The 23,938-nt window shown below is 38.8% G+C and carries 20 protein-coding genes; 9 read left to right on the top strand and 11 right to left on the bottom strand.

Features of this window, described 5'->3' with window-relative positions; genetic code table 11:
* Position 1 precedes the first annotated feature (1 nt).
* The gene (locus MSBR3_RS02285) at positions 2 to 1,222 is read right to left on the bottom strand and encodes an aspartate aminotransferase family protein (RefSeq protein ID WP_048106180.1); all 1,221 of its coding nucleotides are present in this window, start codon (positions 1,220 to 1,222) and stop codon (positions 2 to 4) included.
* Positions 1,223 to 1,517: 295 nt separating this feature from the next.
* On the opposite strand from MSBR3_RS02285, the gene MSBR3_RS02280 reads away from it, so the two are divergent.
* Complete coding sequence (locus MSBR3_RS02280) at positions 1,518 to 1,988, top strand: DUF3795 domain-containing protein (RefSeq protein ID WP_048106179.1); 471 nt, start codon at positions 1,518 to 1,520, stop codon at positions 1,986 to 1,988.
* 465 nt (positions 1,989 to 2,453) lie between these two features.
* Here MSBR3_RS02280 and MSBR3_RS02275 read toward each other — a convergent pair whose 3' ends face one another.
* The 7 genes from MSBR3_RS02275 to MSBR3_RS02245 form a co-directional block, all read right to left on the bottom strand.
* Positions 2,454 to 3,683 (bottom strand): metallophosphoesterase, encoded by a 1,230-nt coding sequence (locus MSBR3_RS02275; protein WP_080942171.1) that lies wholly within the window; start codon positions 3,681 to 3,683, stop codon positions 2,454 to 2,456.
* 174 nt (positions 3,684 to 3,857) lie between these two features.
* Complete coding sequence (locus MSBR3_RS02270) at positions 3,858 to 5,084, bottom strand: aldo/keto reductase (protein ID WP_048106178.1); 1,227 nt, start codon at positions 5,082 to 5,084, stop codon at positions 3,858 to 3,860.
* Positions 5,085 to 5,323: 239 nt separating this feature from the next.
* A complete protein-coding gene (locus MSBR3_RS02265) occupies positions 5,324 to 6,400 on the bottom strand; it encodes a methionine synthase (RefSeq protein ID WP_048106176.1) in 1,077 nt (358 codons plus the stop codon).
* An 863-nt stretch (positions 6,401 to 7,263) separates the two neighbouring features.
* Positions 7,264 to 7,521, bottom strand: a complete 258-nt coding sequence (locus tag MSBR3_RS02260) for a pro-sigmaK processing inhibitor BofA family protein (RefSeq protein WP_048106175.1) — start codon at positions 7,519 to 7,521, stop codon at positions 7,264 to 7,266.
* Positions 7,522 to 7,785: 264 nt separating this feature from the next.
* Positions 7,786 to 8,316 (bottom strand): YIP1 family protein, encoded by a 531-nt coding sequence (locus MSBR3_RS02255; protein ID WP_048106174.1) that lies wholly within the window; start codon positions 8,314 to 8,316, stop codon positions 7,786 to 7,788.
* 115 nt (positions 8,317 to 8,431) lie between these two features.
* On the bottom strand, positions 8,432 to 9,217 hold the full coding sequence (locus MSBR3_RS02250) for a DUF1614 domain-containing protein (RefSeq protein WP_230627701.1): 786 nt from the start codon (positions 9,215 to 9,217) through the stop codon (positions 8,432 to 8,434).
* Positions 9,218 to 9,420: 203 nt separating this feature from the next.
* Positions 9,421 to 9,687 (bottom strand): Yae1 family protein, encoded by a 267-nt coding sequence (locus MSBR3_RS02245; protein WP_155396665.1) that lies wholly within the window; start codon positions 9,685 to 9,687, stop codon positions 9,421 to 9,423.
* Between the two features lie 475 nt (positions 9,688 to 10,162).
* On the opposite strand from MSBR3_RS02245, the gene MSBR3_RS02240 reads away from it, so the two are divergent.
* The gene (locus tag MSBR3_RS02240; RefSeq protein WP_048106171.1) at positions 10,163 to 10,441 is read left to right on the top strand and encodes an acylphosphatase; all 279 of its coding nucleotides are present in this window, start codon (positions 10,163 to 10,165) and stop codon (positions 10,439 to 10,441) included.
* A gap of 57 nt (positions 10,442 to 10,498) precedes the next feature.
* Here the strand turns inward: MSBR3_RS02240 and MSBR3_RS02235 are convergent, their stop codons facing one another.
* Positions 10,499 to 12,070, bottom strand: a complete 1,572-nt coding sequence (locus tag MSBR3_RS02235; RefSeq protein ID WP_048106169.1) for a sulfatase-like hydrolase/transferase — start codon at positions 12,068 to 12,070, stop codon at positions 10,499 to 10,501.
* 560 nt (positions 12,071 to 12,630) lie between these two features.
* On the opposite strand from MSBR3_RS02235, the gene MSBR3_RS02230 reads away from it, so the two are divergent.
* The 6 genes from MSBR3_RS02230 to MSBR3_RS02205 all read left to right on the top strand — a co-directional run bounded on the left by MSBR3_RS02230 (position 12,631) and on the right by MSBR3_RS02205 (position 19,585).
* Positions 12,631 to 13,782 (top strand): DUF2157 domain-containing protein, encoded by a 1,152-nt coding sequence (locus MSBR3_RS02230; RefSeq protein WP_048106167.1) that lies wholly within the window; start codon positions 12,631 to 12,633, stop codon positions 13,780 to 13,782.
* 67 nt (positions 13,783 to 13,849) lie between these two features.
* A complete protein-coding gene (locus MSBR3_RS02225) occupies positions 13,850 to 14,422 on the top strand; it encodes a GDYXXLXY domain-containing protein (RefSeq protein WP_048106165.1) in 573 nt (190 codons plus the stop codon).
* 134 nt (positions 14,423 to 14,556) lie between these two features.
* A complete protein-coding gene (locus MSBR3_RS02220) occupies positions 14,557 to 15,138 on the top strand; it encodes a UPF0228 family protein (protein ID WP_048106163.1) in 582 nt (193 codons plus the stop codon).
* A 197-nt stretch (positions 15,139 to 15,335) separates the two neighbouring features.
* On the top strand, positions 15,336 to 15,755 hold the full coding sequence (locus MSBR3_RS02215) for a MarR family winged helix-turn-helix transcriptional regulator (RefSeq protein WP_048106162.1): 420 nt from the start codon (positions 15,336 to 15,338) through the stop codon (positions 15,753 to 15,755).
* Positions 15,756 to 15,825: 70 nt separating this feature from the next.
* A complete protein-coding gene (gene lon, locus MSBR3_RS02210) occupies positions 15,826 to 18,216 on the top strand; it encodes an endopeptidase La (protein ID WP_048106160.1) in 2,391 nt (796 codons plus the stop codon).
* Between the two features lie 880 nt (positions 18,217 to 19,096).
* A complete protein-coding gene (locus MSBR3_RS02205; RefSeq protein WP_048106158.1) occupies positions 19,097 to 19,585 on the top strand; it encodes a thioredoxin family protein in 489 nt (162 codons plus the stop codon).
* A gap of 78 nt (positions 19,586 to 19,663) precedes the next feature.
* Here the strand turns inward: MSBR3_RS02205 and MSBR3_RS02200 are convergent, their stop codons facing one another.
* On the bottom strand, positions 19,664 to 21,343 hold the full coding sequence (locus tag MSBR3_RS02200; RefSeq protein ID WP_048106156.1) for an ABC1 kinase family protein: 1,680 nt from the start codon (positions 21,341 to 21,343) through the stop codon (positions 19,664 to 19,666).
* A 188-nt stretch (positions 21,344 to 21,531) separates the two neighbouring features.
* Positions 21,532 to 22,545, bottom strand: a complete 1,014-nt coding sequence (locus MSBR3_RS02195) for a hypothetical protein (protein ID WP_230627699.1) — start codon at positions 22,543 to 22,545, stop codon at positions 21,532 to 21,534.
* Positions 22,546 to 23,125: 580 nt separating this feature from the next.
* Here MSBR3_RS02195 and MSBR3_RS02190 point away from each other — a divergent pair.
* On the top strand, positions 23,126 to 23,794 hold the full coding sequence (locus tag MSBR3_RS02190; RefSeq protein ID WP_048106152.1) for a flavodoxin family protein: 669 nt from the start codon (positions 23,126 to 23,128) through the stop codon (positions 23,792 to 23,794).
* The last annotated feature ends 144 nt before the right edge of the window (positions 23,795 to 23,938 follow it).

The following is a 23,938-nucleotide window of genomic DNA, read 5'->3' as shown; positions in this document are numbered from 1 at the left end:
TTTAGAAAGTAAGCGTTTGGAAAGTAAGGCTAATTTCCTTTACCGCACCCTCGATAATTAGAAGGCCTTCCTCTAATTCTTCCTTCTTGATGTTTAGCGCGGGAAATATCCTTATTCCGTTACCCTGAGTTTGAGTGACAAATAAACCTTTTGATAAACACTCATTTTTGACATTTGTGGCGATATCTTCACTCTGGAATTCGACCATAATAAGGAGCCCTTTTCCACGTATGTCGGCAACTATATTCCCATAAGTTTCCGGCCACAAGCTCATTCTTTTCAGGGCAAGACAACCAATTTCTTCTACATTTTTGGAAATATTGTTATCTATCAGGTATTTTATCACTGCGTAAGAAACGGCACAACCAAGAGGATTGCCACAATATGTACCACCATGGTCGCCGATCTCAAGCTTTTTTGCAATAGTCTCAGATAAGGCGAAAGCACCAAACGGGAAACCACCTGCAATCCCTTTTGCCATTGTCATAAAATCTGCTTTCACATCGCAGGAACCTGTAACAAAAGCTGGCCCTGTTCTGAAAAATCCGGTTTGAATTTCATCAACGATCAGCAAACTTCCGTTCTTCTTGCACAGGTTGCTTACCTCTTTCAGGTATCCTTCTGAAGGTATGTGGACTCCGCCTTCTCCCTGAATAGGTTCAAGAATTACTGCAGCAACATTCTCGTCCAGATAACATTTCATAGCCTCCAGGTCATCATAAGGAACGAACCGATAATTAGGCATCAGAGGACTATACCTATCCCTATGCTTGGGTTGACCTGTGGCAGATGTTGTACTGATCGTACGCCCATGAAAGCTTTGATATGTAGAAATTATGTCAGACCTTCCTGTCACCTTTCGAGCCAGTTTAATGGCAGCATCATTTGCTTCAGCTCCGCTGTTCGTGAAAAATACTCTTGTAAGATTGGAAGGCAGGATTTCTGCGAGTAAGGAAAGTAGACGTGCACGTGCAGGAGAATATGTAAGTCCCGAATTGGGGTTTTGAATTATCTTTCTTCCCTGGTCAATCAAAGCTTCAGTGATGACAGGGTTTGCATGACCGATACATGTTACACCCCAACCTGCCGTGAAATCAATATACATCTTTCCTTCTTCGTCCCATACGTAAACTCCATCTCCTTTTTCAACGGAAATTTTCTGCTTCACGAAGAAAGGTGGAAGACACTTGTCTTCTATTTCAAATGTTGTCTTGCTTGACATTACAAATCATTTCCTATACAGCTAACCAAAAGAAGTTTAGGGATAGCACCTGAGCACTAATTTTCTCAGGCTAATTATTTGGTATCGCTGAACTCAATTGAAGCTATTCCACTTTATCAATCTGTTGATCTATAAAAATCGGACTTATTAATAGTATGTACTTTAAATATTTACAAGACTTTGGTCTTCATTTGAAAACTATCAGGTTTCATGAAGTTTTATTATAAAGAGGAATGCTTGTAGCATATATTTGATAGCATATTTGAGCTTAACAGGTGCTTCTTGAGGTAAAAAGATGAATGAAAAGAAGTTCACAGCCTGGTGTGGGTTATGTTGTATCGATTGCATCCCTTCTAACAAGGATCTGTTTAATCTTGCTCATAAGCTTGAAGAAAAGCTTTCCTATCTTCAGTTTGATGAATATGCAAAGCTTAAAGCTGAAAAAAATCCTGCCTTTGAAGATTATCCGGTGTTTATCAAGGTACTTAAGGAAATCAAATCATTAAAATGCTCTATGCCTTGCAGAGAAGGAGGTGGAAAGCCTGTCTGCGAGATTAGGAACTGTGTGCAAGATAAAGGATACCTCGGATGCTGGGAGTGTGGCGATCGCCGTAGCTGTACTAAACTTGATTATTTGAGGTCCGTTCATCCGAGTTTAGACTACCACTTAGACTTAATTGGCAAATACGGTCCAGAAAACTGGATTTCAAAACGCGGAATCCATTATAGGTGGCAAAAAGAAAGTGCTGAAAAAACAAAATCATAAAATAAAACCATAGAATAAAACCCATAATTTTATGAGATCAATTCATTCTCACCAGTTACGGATTTTTTCCTTCTCCGACTTGGTCTAGTTCCTATTTGGTCTATTTTGGGATGAGTAGGAGACCCAGCTGACCGAAAAAGTGAATAAAGAATTGAAAAGAAAACAAACTAATTTCTCGATCAAAATTTTTATTCATTCACTTAGAACACTTATCTCCACTATCGGTTCAAATAAAAAAGCCATATATTATAATTACAGCGACTTTTTTACTCAATCTTTGAAATTAGCTTTTCCATTCTTAGAGAGCCTATCCTATAACTTAAAACTGCATCTCCTAAACGGGAATTTAAAAAACGCCATGATAAAAGACACCTTTTAGTCAGTTAAGAAGTTTAATCATATTAGTTTTTCATTCAACCGCATAAGTCATAAGAAAGCAAACATCTATTTTAAGAGAGTAAACATCTATTTTTCGAAGTAAATAGTTAGATCTGTAATTTCAGAGTGGCTTCCAATCCTGATTGGTGGACCCCATGTACCGAATCCAGAGGAGACAACTATCTGATATTCTCCTTTTCTCAAATAGCCCCAACTGTTTTCAAATATATGCTTGGCAATCAGATTATTGGGAAAAAATTGTCCGTTATGCGTATGACCAGATAATTGTAAGTCGACTCCATTTCGCTGTCCTTCATCCAGATTAATGGGTTGGTGATCCAACAGAATAATCGGGAGATTATTGTCGATTTCTTCTATAAGGCTAGATAGCTCAAGACGTGATTTTCCGAACATACGACCAGCCGTGCGATCATCTCGGCCAATTATATAAAATTGATTGTTTATTTTCATGCACTCATCAACCAGCACATTAATCCCAGCCTGCTGCAAATATTCAATGGCTAGCTCACTATTGCCGCTAATATATTCATGGTTTCCAAGAACTGCATACACACCGTACCTGGATCTTAGTTTTTTCAGTATTTCCGGCATTTTACTATTGGCAAAGAATCTTACATCCTCATCTATGATATCCCCGGCAAGAATCACAATATCTGGATCAAGCTCGTTGATTCTACTAACCATTGCATCAAGACGATCATTATCAACTACCAGCCCAAGGTGTATGTCGGATACCATAACAACATGAATTTCTGATAAATTTTGTACTCTTTTTTTAATGGTAATATCATAATGCACAACTTGTGGACTGTTTGCATTCCAGGTTCCATATATTAAAAGAAGAAAGACCAGGGATAAAACTAAAAAACCCCAGTAAAATGATGGGTATTGAATAATCTGTGTCGTTGGAAATATGAGATTAGTTAAGTGATGAAGAATATCCATAACTATCCACATCAAAAAAGAATAGTAAACAGCACCCAGCCAGTAATCGCCCGTTACAGAGATTAAATCATTAACATATCCAGGACAAAATCTTTTTCCTAACCTGGATGCAAAAAATGATGTTGCAAGAAGTGAATAGCAGGTCCAGTAAAGCAAAGAGTGAGGTTCAATAAAATTGGTTAATGATTGAAAAAAACGTAAACCTACATAATAGTTTCCTGCAACATAGACAGAGATAAAAATACTTAAAATAGCTAGAAAAATCAAACTTATCTTTTTGTTTTTCTTCTGTACTTTGTTTTTCTGTACTTTGTTTTTCTGTACGTTGTTTTTCTGTACTTTATCCGTCATAATATTCTATCTCATAAACACTTTCTTAATGGCGTTTTTCGAAATATTTAGCAGAAGCTAATTTACATTAAATGGGAAATTATTCATAGTGTTAGGTATCTCAATAACAATTTGAGACCCTCTTAAGACAGCTTCTTGGAAATATCTGAAAAGTGTTGTGACTATTTAGTATGATTAGTCCTGTGTATTGTTTTGTGGCTTAGTTTTCCTTAAAGACTGCCTTACCATGGCCAATCTTTGCTCAAAGTCAGGCCCTTCAAGCTCTTCTGCCACAGCTTTTAGCAGGTCAGGAATTTTCAGACTCTGGGGACATTTCTCCATACATTGACCGCACTCAATACATAGAGAAGCAAACCCCCCAGGATCACTGTCCGTGAATGCTCCGCTCATCCTCATAGCATACGCGAATTTGGATCCATCCACATTGCCAAACATGTGCAAGTTGTTATAAATATCAAAACATTCAGGGATGCTTACTCCTGAAGGACAGGGCATGCAATACTGACAGCCAGTACAGCCAATTTTTATGAGCTGACGGTACTTTTGCTCAACTCTGCTAACAAGCTGCAGTTCGGCTTCAGTCAATGAGTTAGGATAGGCTTCATCTGCTGTTTTCAAGTTCTCCTCTATTTGGGCTTCCTCACTCATGCCTGAAAGCACAGTTGTGACTTCCGGATGGTTCCAAATCCAGCGAAGTGCCCATTCTGCTGGTGTACGTTTTACGGATGCTTCGTTCCAGATTTCCTTAACTTCAGAGGGAACTCGGTTGGCCAGATTGCCTCCTAGCAGAGGCTCCATGATAATAATTCCCAGACTCTTTGAAGCCGCATATTTAAGCCCTTCTGTTCCTGCCTGGTGCTTCTCGTCCATGAAATTATACTGAATCTGGCAGAACTTCCAGGGATATGCATCGACAATCCATTTGAAATCCTCAATTGAGCCGTGGAAAGAAAAACCTGCATTGACAATACGTCCATCGGCTTTTGCCTCATCAAGGAAATCGGTTATACCAAGAGGCTCAAGTTTATCCCATACTTCTCCCGCAAGACCATGGACCAGATAATAATCAATATGGTCCGTGTTGAGTCTCTTTAACTGAGCATTGAGGAAACTATCCATATCTTCTCGACTTTTTATGAGCCAGGATGGAAGCTTTGTAGCAAGTTTAACCTTTGCTCGATATCCATCCGCAAGGGCATGGCCAAGGAAAGGCTCGCTTTCTCCCATGTGATAAGGCCAGGCTGTATCGATGTAATTTACTCCGTGGTCGATTGCATAACGTACCTGGTTTGTCGCTCTTTTTTCATCTATAGTCCCATCTTCTTTGATAGGAAGACGCATACACCCGAATCCTAATACTGAAAGTTCGTCTTCATTCTTAGGCACTTTTCTGTATAACATCTTTCTTTCTCCTATGGCTTTCAAACGAATTCGTGCTGTGTTTTCAATTGTTAGTTCAGTAATGTTTGAATTGTTAGTTCAGTAATGTTTGAATTGTTAGTTCAGTAATGTTTGAATTGTTAGTTCAGTAATGTTTGAATTGTAGTTCAGTAATGTTTGAATTCTTTCTGATTGACTGATCACTCATATTTTTTAAGTTTTTCGTCCCTATTTTTGCTAAATGTTATTATGTAAAATCGTTATAATTCACGTATAATCTCTTCCCAGTTTAATTTATTTACTGGTTTCCTTTCTGCATTAAATTCATTAATGGCTTTTGCCGTATTTTCAAGCAGCTTGAAAGCAAGGTCCTGATCCGGCCAGAACGCCAGTCCGCAGTCCGGATTCGCATACTTTATGCGATCCCCAAGAACGGAAAAAGCCGTTTCAAGTCTCTTTTTTATAACGTCTGGAGTCTCCAGCTCAGTTACGATTTTTTGCAGATATTCTTTTTCCTTCCAGGCATTAACTCTATACTTTTCATTGATAATGCTTATAAGACTGAAAATGTCAGTTCTTGAGATTCCAACTCCTACATAAGTATTTGAATCCTCCAGTACTTTTCTGTCCAGAAGATCGAGGTAGGAAGGAGTTCCCGCATATTCAAATCCAATGACATTGATAGGGGTCTCGCATATAAGCTTATATTTCAAAGGAGAATACAGATGAATTTCCATGTCTGCTCCTTGCTGCCGAGCATAGGTAGAGGCAACTGAAAGAGCCGATATGATATCAGAGTCAGAAAACTGAATCTTATCATTTAATCCCAGGCTGATTTCGTCCAGAGCTATAACTTTAATTTTAAAATTTTTTGCTGTTTTAAACGCCTGTTTAATGAATTTTTCGATATCCAGTGCAAGGATATTATAAGCGTCCACATAATCAGTTGCCCCGAAGGCCTGAAGATAGAGGTCTGTAGGGCCTGCAACACAAACCCTGACTTCAAGAGTCTTTCCTGTCTTTTCTTTGTAGTGTTTTGCAATCTCGTCAATTATTTCCAGCTCAAGGATCTTTGCATTTTCCTCTTTCAGTACATAAGGCTCAGAACAGTTCTTTTCATCCTTGATGATGTCCAGAAACTGCCCTATCATATCTCTAAACTGAGGATAAGTGGGCACATGTATCCCCACGTCGATTTTCCTCCGGAAAGCCTCCCTTACTACAGAAAAGAGTTTTTCATCTTCATTTCGATTTTCAGCTGCTGCCTTTACCCACTCCCGTGTGATACCTTCAGGTGTGGGAAGGCTGCCTTCATCGATAAAAATAATCCCCTTCATGCTTGGTATTAAGAGAGTTGAAGTTTTATAGGTATTGGAATTATTCTCGTAATAAAGTTAGAATTTCGAATTTGGTTTGTCCATCTTCTCTTGACCTTTCTCTTGACCTGTCAATTGCCCAACACCTTAGTTCTGATAAGATTAATGTCTAAAACAGTTTCTTTTTGGTTGCTGTTTGACTGAAAACCGAAGAACTATTGATTTTCGCAATTTATTTTTAACTATTGAACAAAGTTATTTTCTGTTTAGAAAGTAATTAGGGTTGTCCCTCAATAATCCGTTGATATTTTCCGGAATACTAACACATTCGTTTTTCACTCTATTTTTTTCGTTACGTACAATTACTTACCTGTAAGCAGGTAAGCTTAGAAAACAGATGCAGCTTAGCAGAAATAACCAAAGAGCCTATCCCAAAACTCAAACTTATCTCACCAAATATCGAATTTGGAGATGTCAATAGGTCCTATGATACTAGGTCCTATGATACTAGGTCCTATGATACTAGATCCTATGATACTAGATCCTATGATACTAGATCCTATGATACGGAAAATATTTTGAAAATATTATCGCTGTTGAAAAAAGTGGCTCTGTAAAAGTCCTATCCAAACGTGCACCTTAAAATTAAATCAAAGCTTAAGATTTGATGCTAAAAAGATTCAATTAAAAATTCTTGACAAGTTCTACGAAAGAGACTTTCTAAAGAGCCAAAAGTAGCCTATGGCTTGTGAGCCTGGTAATATTTATCCCCATTTATCCACTAATATCCAGAAAACCAAACGCAAACTATGCGTATGGTATGGGTATCTTACAACCAGACTACCTTAATACGGGAAATAAAATTGCATAAAGTTTTTCATTGGTTATACAAAAGCTATTCCAAGATAGTTCAATATGATAATTAAAAGTGCTCCAAAAATACCTCCAATTGCGCAAATCAAGACAGTTAATAATGTTATTGCGATTTTAATCCCAAATAAAAATTTTGCTGCAGCTAAGACTAAAATTCCAAGTACAGCATTCATAGCAAGCTGAGTACCGTTCTTAAGAATTACGTATAATACAACAGCTATTATAATTGCCAGAAATAGCGTTGAGATTTCTATAATTGTAAATGCCATAATTTCTATTTAGAAATTCAATTCATTTATAACTATCATTGATTTTTGGATTCTAAAGCTTCTACTATTTCTTATTTTGAAGGAAATTCAATGCTTAAACAGTCTTCGTGAAACGACCTTAACAACCTTCGCTAATTATTTTGTATACTCTGGATATAATTATTCACCAATATCCTGAAAACCTGCTATCGATCGTGTATGTAATGTGTAGATGGCTTATAGTAGCTTTATAACATTCAACGTGAATTATCGAGTAATTTTTTGTTATACAAAGCCAAATAAGATAGCTAGCGTCCAGATAGTTGATGGTAGGAAAAAGCTTAGAAATACTGCTATTATGGATTTTCTCATACTTACATTATGCACAAACATACCACCCATAATAAGAAGACACATCTCGTAAACTACAGCGACTGAGACGACATAAGGAACTGCTAAAAATACCAATGCAGCACTTGCATATGATGCAAATCTTACGGTACCTTCATAACTTCCAGTTCCTCCAAGCGCCCTATAAAGGAGATTAGCGATTAGAGATAGGATAAGAAGAGAAACGAATACTAAAAAAAGTCCTACTCCCACTATCATAGAAATACGGCCAAATTCGGAAAAGCTAAATCCCGAATCTTCCATTGTTAACACACTGAAGAAAACAAGTAGAGATAAAAGCCAGGATATGATATAGCTGATTGCTGCAAAAGTAAGGGGATCAGCGTATCCTCCACTCGTAGGCATTTTCATGAAAAATTCAGCTGGTTTCAGGATAACCTCTTTCCAGGTTTTGATATAGTTCATCTTAATTAGAAATTGAATTGATGATAAATAAATTTATTGAAACTGTCTTTAGATTGAATCATGATGAAAAGTAAGACTTAATTCATGAAGGAATGATAATCAATAGCTTTTTTAGTTATGTATTTCTGTGCATTCTTACACCTTCGCATGATCCATGGAAAAAGCGTACTATTCCTGAGGCGAAGAGCACAGCCAATATTCCTGTTAAGAATATGCCATCAAATACGCCCGCTCCTCCTATGGATAGGACTAATGACTTTGAAGTCTGCAATCCTACTGGTGAGAGAGCAGGGAGTACTCCTGGAGTCAGAATATTCATAACATCTGCACCCAGGAGGGTTCCTATCGAGCCGCTTATATATGCAAGCGATGGTGCGCCACAATAACCTCGTAATAAGACTAGACTGCAAATTACCGCTAATACGGGAGACACCCAGAAGGGAAGAACTATTCCCTTACCTGCCACAGGCTGTGCTAAAACATAAGTTATTAATGCTACAACCAGAATCCCTGCACCTGCCTTGGAAGCCGATACCCTACGAGTCAAAACAAGGTGGGCAGATATAATAAGAGGTACTATTGCCCCTCCCACGTTTATAGCTAAATATAAGGGATGGAAGGTCGTCGGGAACCCTGGAGCAAAGATACTGGCAAGTGTTATGTACCATCCGGGATAGGAGCTTATAGTGCCTGCATAAAGCGGTATATTAATCAGGCTTCCTATGAACGAGCCGAAGACAGCGAGAGTTGCATGCCAGTGATCGAAGCCTATCTCCTCAAAGGCCGCCTCTGTGAGCCTTAGGAATAAGTAGATAACGATTAGAGGAATTGTAATAATAAGAAGCAGAAGGATTATGGCTAAGGGCAATTCAAGTATCGGAGGATAAAGGAAACCGAGCAATCTAAACACCTCATAGAATTTTAGCGGGGTTATTTATATATCTTTTTACAATAGATAACTATTTATGGCCCAGGCTGAACTTGGTTGATACTAATTAGGATGCCGTACCCTCTCCCGAATTATACGAATGTAATTGATCTTATTTCGATACCAGTTTACAGGGCAACCAATATTATCTCTTTTATCTTACTAGAATTCCCTTATTAGAAATCAAAATACCTTCTTTCTAGAATTATTATAGGCTCCATAGAGTACTCGACGACATTAGTATTAACGAAGGCATCTTCATACCCATCTTCATACCCATCTTCATACCCATCTTCATACCCATCTTCATACCCATCTTCATACCCATCTTCATACCCATCTTCATACCCATCTTCATACCCATCTTCATACCCATCTTCACACCCATCTTCATACCCATCTTCATACCCATCTTCACACCCATCATCGCACCCAAAAATCATTCATAAATCCAACCATCCAACTTAATCAACTATCCAAAATAGTACTCCTTTCAAACCATCTTTTTTCAGTCAAACACTCGAATCAGGTTAGTGCATAAGAGTCAGATCTTTAACATAACCTTTGAAGCATACAAGGTTATTACAGATAGTATTCTAAAATCTCTTAGAAAATTTATTTCAGAACAGATAATCAAAGCTTCACTGGCGCACTCTGCTGCAAGCAATGAAGCATATCTACACTGAAAACTTCTTTTGAATCCATACAACTTACCCAGTGACTCTATACTTGGTTAAAAATAGTTTCTTTACTGTACTCTAACAGATTCAAACATCGTTTTAAAAATGGACAGCGAATTTCCTTATTTTTCTTGTTTATTAGTCAAACTTTTCCTTTATTCCAAAAATCGCTTCCCTCCGAACTTCCCCACCATAAACAACCATAACTATAAATCAGGGTTATTCAAAATAGCCATTTGTGACCTCTGAAGAAACTGTACGGGCGGAAATCCTTGTATCAGGAAGGGTACAGGGCGTAGGTTTTCGAAGATTTGCAAGAAATGCTGCCGAACGTCTGGGCGTAGAATCTAACCCCAAAAATTTAAGAGACGGCAGGGTTTTTATCATTGCAGAAGGCAGACCTGAAGCTGTGGAGCTCTATATAAGTGAACTCAGGAAAGGGCCCATGTTTGCTCATGTGGAAAATGTCGATGTTACTTTTAAGGAAGCCCTTGGAAATGTTGACCAAGCCTTTTGAAAAAAGGCTTGAGCGAAAAAGTAGAAACAACACAGGAAAGGCATAGTAGATATCTCTTCAGCCCTTTTTCAGGATTTTTGCAATAATTACAATTCCGGCAAGATTTACCAGTCCTATCACAAGATATCCTATCAGACGCGTTAAGTTCGAACTGGATTTTCCGGATTCCTTTTTCAGGAAACTGGCAGTAGAGTTTTTTCCCGAACCTGAACTTGATTCCGGATTATCTTCACTACTTTCTTCGATTTGCTGTCCTTTTTCAGTGAATTTCAACACCGAGTCGGTTTCAAGAGTGAGCTTTTTTTCCTCTTCTTCAAGGCTATTTCCGGAATCAAGAGAAGCCCTGACCGTATAGCTACTTTCCGGTTCAAGCCCCAGGAAGAGAAACTCGTCATCATGTTGCAGGGAAGTTACAATATTTCCTTCCTTCACGTTTCCTTCTTTCACGTCCCCGTCCTTTCCATTTACATTCTTCCTGAGTTCTATAGAGCCCTTTTCAGGGAGTTCCACCTTCAGGTTTACATGGCCTGTCAGAAGGATCTGTTTTCCTTCTGCAAACCTTGGGTGGTCCGGAATATCAAGAATTCCAAGCAGTGTAGGGGCAAAGTCTTCCTGGCCATGCTTTCCCTTGATAATTCCGCTTTCAACATCCTGGGCATGCACTATAAGAGGAACGAGTTGTGCTTCATCGGTTTCCGTAAATTTTTCGGATTGGTGCCCACCTTTGGAATCATCTTTGGAAAAACCCATTCCATGGTCTGCTGTCAGCAAAAAGGCAAGGTTATTTTTCTTGCAGAGTTCATAAAGTGGGGAAATATCGGTATCAAGACATTCGATGCAGTCCACATACCCATAATTATCCCGGTGGTGTCCGCTTGAATCTACAGCGCCTACATTGATAGTGAGCAGGTATTTTTGCTCCGGTCTGTTTTTTGCCATATATTCAACAATACTGCATGCAGTTTCTACTCCCCATCGGTTGTATCCGCTGTACTTTTCACGGGTCTCTTTGGATTTGATATATCCTGGTGCTTTATCAGCTGTCTTTTTCATAACCTGTAAGAGTCCTTCCGGTACCTCAGGATTATCAGAAGAAGGTTCGGGTTGCTCAAGGACAATTTTCATATTACTTATTGAGTTATTTTCATCTCTGAGAATGGCATCCTGCTCGGCACGAATCGACCAAGAGTCCCCTCTTTCCATAGCTGCAATACAAAGATAACCTTCCTTGTGTAGCATATCGAAAATAGTGGCATCTTTAAAGCTTACAAGTTCACTGTCTGCACCCGGATTTCCCGTGACAAGGACCGAATGTCCTCCTTCGGTAAAGGTTTGAGGGGCACGAAGTTCCAGAATTCTGGCACTTTCTTTACTGATTATAGGGAGATTTTTAAGTTTGGCTTTCTCAAGAGGTGTGCCATCGAGTGCATGCGGTGTAAGTTCCGGATAGATAAAAGGTGCACTCAGGCCATCTACGATCAGTACGACCGCACCCTGAGGTGTGTTAACAGGATTTACTTCCACCTCGGTGAGCCCGGAGGCAGGGGATGGAAAAATGGAAAAAGCAATAAGTGTTATAAGAAAAAACAGAACTGAGAGAGACTTGGGTTTTCTGACGGCCTGGGACATTATAAATTATTTTAGTTCTAACCTATAAAGAGTTTACCTTTTAAAGACAAACTTTATGCGGATGTCCTGTGGATGTTCTGTATTACTTTCCGGCTTTATTACATGATGAGCGTAAAGAATTATGAATCTCATGAGTTTAAGTAAGAGAGGAATGAACCTTCGTCTCTTTTTGGTTTCGTTTAAATCTCCATACCGTTAATGCAGAACAGAGAAAAATGTCTGAGAAAAGAAGGCGCAGGTTGCTTCATTTACATTTATTAATAATTTATCAATAATTTATCAATAATTTATCAATAATTTATCAATTCTCTTTACATCCTTTCTTTTTGATGTAATATGTTTCTAATGTTTCTACTGCATGTCCGCTTTTCCAGATTTGCTTTTTGGGCACATGACCTAGTGGTGTTTCTGCCGGTTCAAAATCTTGAAAAATTTCAGAATATTAGATGCTACACTACATAATAGAGTAGTTTCATCTGGTAAGCTTCCGGACAAAGAGAAAAAATTATGTCATAATCAATCTAAAATTATTTATATAGTCACATTAATAGAATTAGTGTATGTTTGACCAGGATCTGATCCAAAAATGGCTGGAAGAAGGCACGATTACTCACGCCCAGGCTGAGAAAATGAGGGCGGACATTGAGGAATATAAAACAGAACACAGGTCAAAAAAACAAATTATTGCCTTCTCAACCATAGGGGCGATTTTAATCGGGATTGGTGCCATACTCTTTGTAGCTTCCAACTGGGAGAAAATCGGAGATACTGTAAAGATTCTGCTGCTTGCAGGAAGCACTCTAAGCATACATTATACTGGTTATCACTTGAAATATGAAAACCAGAAATATCCGAGGCTGGGTTCTGCTCTGCTTTTCCTCTCAGCTCTGTTTTTTGGAGCAAGCCTCTTCTTAATTGCCCAGATTTACAACAGCAACGCTAATAATAGCACCCTTGTCTTGATATGGCTTTTTGGAGTTTCTCCACTTATATACGGTTACAGGTCTATTGCGGTTGCCGGGCTTTGTTCTTTGCTTTTTTACATATGGGTAGGCCTTCTGTACAGCGAAAGAAATAGTTTCGGTGAATTGATAAATTTTCTAGACCTCTACCTTATCTCAGGTATTGCCCTTTATTTTGCAGGAACTTTGCATGAGCTATCAGCAAAAGCGAAATATGCTGCACCAATTTTTAAGTTCATGGGACTGCAAGCTGTACTCCTTGCACTGTTCATGTACACCTTCGGGTTATGGGAATCAAAAAATGAAGAAATTGTTCCGGTTATTTACGCTTTCCTGGGAATTCTTTTTCTGGTAGTCTTGCTTTCTAAATCACTTCGATCAAAGCTTGCAGGTTTCCAGACAGATACGAGCATGGCCGTAATCTCATTTTTGATGGCAGGATTTACTCTGATAGCTGCAAACACTCAGGTGTCAGAAGAGGCCTGTGCGGGCTTTTTTAATCTTGTTTTCCTCGGGCTTCTGGTTCTGCTCCTCTATGCAGGGTACAGCACAGAAGATATCGGGATAGTTAATACTGCAATGTTCTGGTTTGTACCCTTGATTATTGCAAGATATTTCGATTTTTTCTGGGACCTTCTTCCAAGATCGTTCTTTTTCATGATTGGGGGCCTTATTCTGCTGACGTTAAGTGTGGTACTGGAAAGGAAAAGAAGAGAATTAAAAGCTCAGTTTGCAGGAGCGGGACAATGAAAAACTGCACTCTTATAACCAGAAGCTTTGAACCCACGAACCTTCCAGAAACAGGGAGAGGCTGCAAATGAACCAGAAAAAAATCCTTTACCTTACCATAGTTTTCTGGCTCCTGATTTTTTCAGGCTTTATTGCTTATAAGGAGTATACTCTCAGGACCGGCACTGAGGTTCTGCTCAAAACCTTACCAGTAGACCCAAAAGACCTTTTCAGGGGAGACTACGTGACCCTTAACTACGAAATCAGCAACCTGAATATGGAAAAGCTTCCATCTGAAGAATCTTACTTTTATAATGACGAACCAGTATATCTGGCACTTGAACTGAAAAACGGATACGGCGTACCTAAAAAAATTTATACTACTCCACCTGAGGACGGACTTTACATCAAAGGCAAGGTAAAAGATATTCTATACGACTGGGAAACCGACGAATCAGGTGTTACGACAGAAGAAACCATTAAGGAGCTTCGGGTCGACTACGGCATTGAAAGTTATTTTGTTCCCGAAGGCAAGGGAATGGAGATAGAAAAGGCACAAAGGACCGGGAAAACAGAAGTTGATGCAAAAATTATCATTGACAAATACGGAAACACCGTAATTAAGAGTTTATTGATTGACGGAAAGGAGACTGAGTTTTAAAGCAAGCTTTTTCAAAAAAGTCTTGGAAAAGTTAGATCCGGTTTTTTACTATGGAAAGGCTGGATCGAGAAATTAACCGTATATACATCATGTGAAGGGCTAAAGCTCCTTATCTTTTTAAGTGGTTGGTTAATATGGATAAAAAGTTAGTGATCATTTTAACTCTTTTTCTAGGTCTTGTAGTTCTTTTGGGGATATTTATAAAAACATCAGCTAATAAGGAAACTGTGGCTCATAAACCGCAGGTAGGTGGCTTTCTCATCGAATTTGAAGATGGGACTACTGAGCAGGAAGTTAAAAGTATTCTTAAAAATTCCAATATGCCCATAAACTATAGCATAGATTACAATTCTGACATTATGTCAAGTAGATACTATATAGTGGTAAATGAAGATAAAATAGTCAATGTAAGAGACGAATTAAGGAAAAAGGAAAATTGGACTGATCCTATATTCTCTGATTTTAAGAAAGGAGATTATTACATAATCACAGTAACTAAACAAGCTATACAGGATGAAAATTTCCTTGAGATTATGGAAGATAATAATCTTCAGGTAAAAAAATCTGTTTTATGTCTTGTCCGCTTTGGAGACGGATCAAAGGATTGGATATTGGGAAAGGATTATATCTTGAAAGACGAGGCAGTCAAAATAAAAAACGAACTTGAAATGAATGAGAAAGTTTTGGTTGTAAGTCCTGACTATATTGAAGGGTAAAGAATAAATAACTTTTTAGCTGTAACGAGTGAAAAAATATCGCTACTCCACTTTGTATTAACTTTTTTCTGATTTCGTTTAAGAAAGCAAAAGCTGAGCATTCAACCAGGAGAATTACAGCAGAAACCTGAAACAAAGGTTATCCAACCAAAAACTATTTAATTAGGAAAAGCCTAACTAACAGAACAGATCAAGATATGATGGAGAAAAAAGAGCGTTTGTTCATAGTTTTTGAAAACCTGATCAAAATCAGAAGCGAATGCTCCTGTCAGATCTTCTCTGAATGCGGACTATCGGATATTACTCTCAAGCAGATCGGATACCTGAAAGTCATTGACGAATGTGGGGAGGTAACATTCAGTAAGCTTGCCAGAATTACCAGCAATTCAAAGCCTACCATCACCGAGATGATTAATAAATTCATCAAAATGGAGTGTGTATACAGGGAGAAGTGTCAGGATGATGGCAGAATTTTTTACATTCGTCTGACAGAAAAAGGGCAAATGTTAGCCCGTGCCGAAGAGACCGCTTTATTGAAGGTTATTGAAAGAATGGCGAACTCACTGAATGAGAAAGAGCTCGATACACTTATAGAAATCCTTAGAAAAGTAAGGTAATTTTTTTGTTTACAAAAATAGTTAGGTTAAATTAAACTAAATATTTGAGATGATAATTGAGACGATGACAATGTATTCACAACAAGCTGACGATAACAGAGAGATGCTGGTTATACCCCTTTTTGAGATTGTGGTTTACCCTCAAAGCCGGACAAAACTCATATCTGACAAAACTACTGGCGAAATACTACTTAATGAAATGAAAAACTCCGAGTTCATTAACGCTGTCGGGCTGACTGTGAAGAGCGACATAAAAGCTTCGGACCTATCGGAAGAAGGTCTGTATAGAACCGGAAATCTGCTTAAAATTACATATGTACAGCCTGCTGATGACGGATATCTCGTTATTGCAAAGGCTATCGAAAGGGTAGAGGCAGTTTCTCTTTATCGGAAGAATGGGCTGTTCTACACAACTTACAGGCCTGTCCATGATCTGCCGGATTTCGACGAGGACGACGAGGCCGAACTGATGGCGAATGTAAAAAAGACCATTCACGAGATCAGCACAAGGTTCCAGGGCTCCGAACAGTTTACCAAGTCGATCGATAAGATGAACTCCATTGACCAGATAATGGGATTTGTCATGCCGTACATACCTGTGAAACTTGCCGAAAAGCAAAGACTCCTTGAGCTTGCCTCGGTTCGTGAAAGGTATCTTCTGTTCCTTCACATTTTGACAAAGCATAAAGAAAATATCAATCTCCAGATCGAAATGGCAAAAAAAGTCACTGACAAAATAAGCAAGTCGAACAGAGAGGCAATGCTCCGTGAGCAACTCAAAGTGATTCAGGAAGAGCTCAACGAAGGAGATGACTCAGCATCAGGCGACGCTGCATATAGGGAGAAAATTGAAAACTCAACTATGCCTGACGAGGTAAAAAAGAAGGCATTTTCAGAATTGAAGAAACTCGAAACCGGAGGAAGTCATAATCCTGAAGCCCATGTTATAAGGAATTATCTTGACCTTTTGCTTGACCTTCCCTGGATAACCGAGGAGAAAAAGAGCATAGATATTGCCGAAGCCCGTCAGGTGCTTGAGAACAACCACAATGGGCTGGAGAAGGTCAAAGAGAGAATAATTCAGCACCTGGCAGTCATGAAATTGAAACATGAGAAACAGGGCTCAATTCTGCTCCTGATAGGGCCACCAGGAACCGGTAAAACAAGCCTTGGAAAAAGTATTGCCGATGCTCTGGGCAGAAAATATGTCCGTGTCAGCCTCGGAGGCGTCAAAGACGAAGCTGAAATTCGGGGACACAGGCGAACCTATATCGGTGCTCTGCCCGGAAGGATTATTCAGGGTATGAGAAAAGCAGGCACGAAAAATCCTGTATTTATTCTTGATGAGGTCGATAAGCTCTCAGCTTCCTATTCGGGAGATCCGGCAAGTGCCCTTCTGGAGGTCCTTGACCCTGAACAGAACAGCACGTTCTCAGACCACTATCTGGAAATCCCATATGACCTGTCCGATGTCCTGTTCATAGCTACAGCCAACTCTCTGGCAAGTATTCCCTGGCCGCTCCTTGACAGAATGGAGACTATTGAGATTTCAGGCTATACAAAGAATGAGAAACTTGCAATTGCGAAAGACCATCTGCTGCCCTGCATACTGGAAGACCACGGCCTTGATGCGGAAAAACTCAAAATTGAAGATGAAGCCCTGAAAGTAATCATCGATAAATACACCCGCGAAGCCGGAGTCAGAGGACTTAAAAAACAGCTTGCCAAGACTGCAAGGTTTGTGTCCGAGAAGATTGTGTCAGGTAAAGCCGACCTTCCTTATGTGGTCAGGGCTGACATGCTCAAAGAAATTCTAGGAAAAGAGATAATCAGGCAGGAAGAAGCCAGAAAAGAGAACGTACCCGGCGTGGTTACAGGACTTGCATGGACGCCTGTGGGAGGAGATATTCTCTTCATAGAAGGTACTTTTATGCCAGGCAGCGGAAAACTCACTCTTACAGGCCAGCTAGGAGATGTGATGAAGGAATCTGCAAAGATATCTTTGAGTCTTGTCAGGTCACGGCTTGCAAATACTGCAAACAGCTTTGATTTCACTTCAAGTGATATTCACATCCATGTACCTTCAGGTGCAACCCCGAAAGACGGCCCGTCAGCAGGCGTAACCCTCTTTACCGCCCTTACGTCCCTGATAACCGGAAAAGCTGTTGACCCCAAACTTGCTATGACAGGGGAAATAACGTTGAGCGGTGCAGTACTGCCTGTCGGAGGCATAAAAGAGAAAGTTCTGGCAGCTCACAGGGCAGGTATAAAGAAGGTAATCCTGCCAAAAGAAAACGAAAGGGACCTTGAAGATGTGCCTGAGGATGCCAGAAACGAACTTCAGTTCGTGCCTGTAGAGACCATTGAAGAGGTCTTGAGAGAAGCCCTGGATATTGATCTGCCCAGGCCGGTAGTACCGTCATATCCTGGAAACAGTTATGCACCTGCGCATAGTGTATAAGCGTTAAGAAGCAAGGATCGGGCTTACGGTCTTCAGACCATAATACCCCATCCAAATTTTTCCTCGTAATTTTTCTTCCTGATTTTCCCCTAATTTATTTTCCCAGATTTTCTCCTAATTTTTCGTCCTGGTTTTCTCCTAATTTATTTTCCCAGATTTTCTCCTAATTTATTCTCCCAATTTATACCCAGAAAATTTGAAAAAAAGTCATTTTTTTTCATAGAAAAATATGTAAAAGGGCATCGAAAATGAAGTTTTTGTTTTAGTTAACTTAAATCAACCAGGTTATATTCATTAAACTCAGGAAAAAAGTGACTCTTCTACTACCCTGTACTGTTGTTAGAGTCCGACTTATAAAACCGAAATTACATCAAAGCAAAAGAATCAAAAATCATCATGTTTGAAGTTAAAACACAGGAATTAGAGAATAGATCTTAGTTTACTTTTTTAAAATATGTCAAAAATTATTATAATTATGACTTTTATAGTTGGAAGTATATATAAATTAACTGATATTCGATATTATCAACTATTGTAACTATTCGATATTATCAACTATTGTAACTGATACATGCCATCATTAATTTTTTAATAGGCTCTAAGTAACAATTCGGTATACATAAAATCAGCTTATTGAAATTTATTTTGACTTCACCTATAAGTATAATAACTGGCTAATGGAAAATGCAACAAGCGATTAATAACCAACAGTTAAAAAAATTAACTCACAGGAGTTAGTTCATCGAAAATCAACAAATATGGTCATTTGTTGTTTTATTCAGACATTTACTTTCAGTTTTACTGAGGAAATCCATAGAAATTACTGCAGAAAATCCTATAGAAAACAAAACATTAATCAATGCAATAACAGGTGATCGCTATGAAGCAATTAGTTCTATTATCGATTCTGATTATAGGTACGCTTTTTACAGCTGGTTGTACTGAGCAAAGCCCTACCCAGGAGTCTCATGGTAATGGTTCTGTTGTCAATACGACTGAACTTGGACAGATAAATACATCACTTGAGAAAGGCCCGGTCTTTTTAAAAATCGGCGCCGAATGGTGTGGGCCCTGCCAGAAGATGAAACCTATCCTTCAGGAACTGGCAAATAAATATGAAGGAAAAGCAACGATTATGTCCGTAGATATAGAACAAAGCCCTGAATTTATTGAGTATTTCGGAGTAGGCTCTATTCCTGACTCATCCGTGATCATAGGTATTGAAAACGGAGAATATGTATATATGCAAGAGGATGGAAACGTTAGCAAGAACAGGTTCACGGCCAGAATTCTTGGACTCAGGGATAAGCAAGAATTCGAAAAAGTTCTGGATCTAGCGCTGCAAAAAGAAAATACCAAATCCGAATAAACCCAACTTTGCAGTAAAATTTCCAATTTTGTAATTTTTCATGTTATCTATTTTTCTGCAAAGTATACATTTGTGGAGTTATACCCTGCCTGTCCTGAAGATATTATATACAAGCCATAGTCCAAAGATGCTGGCAATAACGAAGCTGAATGTGCCAAGAAATGGTACACCCCAAACAAGAGGCCTCATATGTGTCTGAATGACCAGAGAGGAAGCGACAATCATAGCAGAAATAATCAGACTGATAGATAACCGATTACTTGCAACGTCAATCTCGGACGCCAGCTTGTTACCTTCCTCAGATTCAAACTTTATTTTCAAATAGCCATTTTCAGCGTGATCCAGTATGTGTGAGATTTTAGTAGGTGCTTTTCGAAAGAGACGTGCCCAGCTTGAAATATTGCTATAGGCCTTACGAGACAGGTTTTGTGGATAAAAACGTTTTTTCAATTCATTTTTTACATAAGGTTCGAGAAGTTCACTAAAATTCAAATTCGGATCAATAATAAGTCCAAAACCTTCAACAGCCACTGTACCTCTTACCAGTAAGGCTATGTTATGAGGCATCATAACCTTATGGTCCCTTAAAATACCTATCAACTCTTCAATTATTATTGAAGCATCAAGCTTTTTCAGGGCCTTACCATAGTATTTGGAGCGAAAGGATTCAACATCCACTTTCAATGATCTTGTATCTGCATAAGAGTCTAGAGAACCCATATCCCGAAGTAATTCTATGAACGCTGAACTATCTCCGTTAACTAAAGCTACCATGCCATCCAGAAATATATCGCATACTTCCGAGGACAGGTGACCTGCCATTCCAAAATCAAGAAAAGCTACGGTCCCGTCTTCCATTATAAGGATGTTTCCGGGATGCAGGTCTGCATGGAAAAAACCGTCTTCAAATACCTGCTGCATGAAAGCTTTTACTACTACGGAAGCTATATTGCTCCTATCAAAGCCCTGCATGTCCAGTAAATCCACATGGCTGCCTTTAATACCTTTGATATATTCCAGCGTCAACACACGTGTGTTTGTATAGTCCCAGTAAACCCGTGGAATATGAACCTGACCATTCTCTCTGAAATTGTCTGCAAAACGATCTGCATTCCAGCCTTCCTGAGTATAGTCTATTTCTGCAAGAATACTGTGCGATAATTCGTCAACAATCTCAGTTGGTCTGTATAATCTCGCTTCTGGCATATGTTCATCAATAAGTCTTGCAATACTGTACATAATATCCAGATCAGATTCGATTACTTCACTTATGCCAGGACGCTGGACTTTTACGACAACTTCATCGCCATTTTTTATCTTTGCCCGATGAACTTGCCCGATAGATGCACAGGCTAGTGGTTTTTTTTCAAAGTACTCGAACAGCTCTTCAATAGAATGACCGAGTTCTTCTCTTATAATTAGTTCAACTTTTTCAAACTCAAAAGAAGGTGCATCGTCCTGAAGTTTTGCGAGTTCGGTAGCGTATTTCAAAGGTACAAGGTCGTGCCTCATGCTCAGTAATTGACCCAGTTTGATATAGGTCGGACCCAGTTCTTCAAGTATCTTACGTACTCTAACCGGACCTGAAGTATTGAGCCTGTCCACCTTATCTTTTTTATTAAACTTATAAGTTAAGTCCCTGATACTGCTCAAACCTATCTTGTCAACAACATATCCAAACCCATATTTCTGGAGAACCTCAATTATCTGGCCATATCTTTTCAACATGGCATAGCGATGAAGTCTTTTACGTATCATACTGTCATTAGCCTGAAGTTTTTGTGGAGATACTTAATTTATTTCTATAATAAGTTAACAGGACATAATATATATGTTTATTTATCTCTTTCTCATAGCTCCTGTTTCCTATCCCATTTTTATGTTTTCCAAATTATTTACAAACTTCAGTTAATAGGATATGAAGAAATTGTTTAAGTTCCAGTAGTTCACATCATTAAAGAAGTGTGAAAAAATTCAAAGCTGTCAACTACTTCAGTAGAAAGTCCCATTTCTTCAAACATTTCCCTGAAAAATGCGCGATATTCCTTTTCAGGTATCGATTCTCCAACGCTTCCGACATGCATTATGATTTCGAGCCTGACCTTTCCTGAGGAATCGAATTCAACTATGTACCTGTTTCCTGTGTACCTGTTTCCTATGTACCTGTTTCCTGTGTACCTGTTTCCTATGTACCTGTTCCCCTTCTCATAAGTTACTACTTTTGCCTCTGGGACAAAATATTTTACTGAACCAACCTGGCTCCCGTCCTTTAAAAAAACTTCTTTCGTATCCGAGCCTATTTTGGGGTACCCATAAAAACCCAAAGCATAATTATCGTAACTGGAATCATCACTGCTTTCCGTAAGATAGGCATATACAGCCGGAAAATTCGGGGGCTCTTTCACCTGTATTTCAGCGTCCCATGTCTGGTTTTGTGCAGCTTTTTTCAGAGCCTCAAGATACTTTTCCGGAGCTTTTTCATCCGAGCCAAAGAGAAGCCCTAATTTTTCAAGCATCCAGGAGTCATCAGGAAATTCCGATGGCTGTAAGGGGAACTGAGGGTCGGAATGATTAAAGTTCGAGACAACAATACAGGTTCCGGCTCCTGCTTCAGTTCCGTTTTCACATGCAAAGACAATAAGCTCGGAATTCTCGTTATAGTTAAGCCTTATATTCTGCACAAGAGCAGCACTTCCGAAGCTTTCCCGGACCTCAGGGACATTCCCTGGTTCAAAGCCCGAAAAGTTCCCGGGCCAGGGCCAGGAACCCTCTACCTCATAACCAGCTTTTTCCGCTTTCGTAAGTACGGAATTGTAATCAAAAGACCCAATATCAACTTCTTCGGAGTAGTACCAGGAACTGTCAAGTAACTCCATTAATAAGAAAGGACCATAGAGAAACAGCATAAATAGAGTGAGCGGGAGCAGTAACAATATCAGTATGACTTTTTGCTTATTCATGAAACTCTCAACTCTGGAAAAGCGTTAGTAGTAGACTGGAAAGCTTTTAGTGTTCCTTAGATGCCGATATTAAAAGTACTGGAGTTGATAAATCGAAGGTGATAAATTGAAGTTGATAATCGAAATTGATAATCGAAATTGATAGTCGAAGTTGATAATCGAAGTTTTTCACATTATTAGAGAATATGCGCCAACCTAATAAATAATTTGTATATCTTTATACTGGTTTAAAAAATTACTTGTAAACCGAGAAAACACAGGCAGTAAACCAAAATATCTATCTCGAGAAATTTCAAAGGGCTCAACAGCCTACCCATTATAGTACTCTCTTCCTCTGCAGCTTTTCGGTCAAAACTCACTACTTCGACTATTGAGAAAGATTTCTTAAACAACTGCTTTCTTTCAAAGTTTTTTTGTGTTTGGCTATGAGAGACTGCCGTAAAAATATGTAATGAAATTTATAATCTTAGTGAATCCTATAACCATAGTGAACTCTAGAATCTAGTGATCTCATATAGAAAATTCAGACCTACGTTACGAACATAAGTATAAAAGATATTGACAATGAAAGGTAAAAATCATGAAAATGATAGCAATAAACGGAAGTCCTCGGAAAAACTGGAACACAGCCACCCTTCTGGAAAAAGCTCTTGAAGGTGCAGCTTCGGAGGGTGCAGAAACCGAATTAATCCACCTCTATGACCTCAATTTTAAAGGCTGCATAAGTTGTTTTGCCTGCAAATTAAAAGGTGGAAAAAGCTTTGGAAAGTGTGCAGTAAAAGATGAGCTGACACCTGTGCTGGAAAGGCTGGAGAATGCCGATGCAGTTATACTCGGATCGCCAATTTACCTTGGGAATGCAACAGGAGAAATGCGGTCCTTTATGGAACGCTATATATTCCCGTATATAACCTATTCTATTGACATACAGACATTTTATCCTAGAAATATTCCTGTTGGTTTTATTTACACAATGAACATCACTGAGGACCTTTTTGAGCTGGTTGGGATTAATAAGCTTATTGAGTCAAATGAATGGGTTGCAACAAGGATATTCGGGTATTCCGAATCATTATTCAGTACCGATACATACCAGTTTGATGATTATTCAAAATATGTTTCTTCTGTCTTCAATCCTCAGGAAAAGGAAAAAAAGCGAAAAGAAGTGTTTCCACAGGACTGTCAGAAAGCCTTTGAGATGGGAGCCAGACTCGTTAAGCGGCAAAAAGCTCTGGAAACCCAGAGGTAAGAATATACAGGATTGGATAAAGTTTAAAACCGACAATTAATTCTTTAGTCAGAAAGACTCAACTATATAATATAAAATGTCAATTAAATCTGGAATAAAATTATAATGCAAGAGATAAAAGGATTTTAACTTTTTTTGATTTTA

The sequence above is a fragment of the Methanosarcina barkeri 3 genome (assembly GCF_000970305.1).
Taxonomy (GTDB): domain Archaea; phylum Halobacteriota; class Methanosarcinia; order Methanosarcinales; family Methanosarcinaceae; genus Methanosarcina; species Methanosarcina barkeri_A.
Note: the sequence above shows the minus strand (reverse complement) of the source record. Positions and strands in the feature narration are given on the sequence as shown.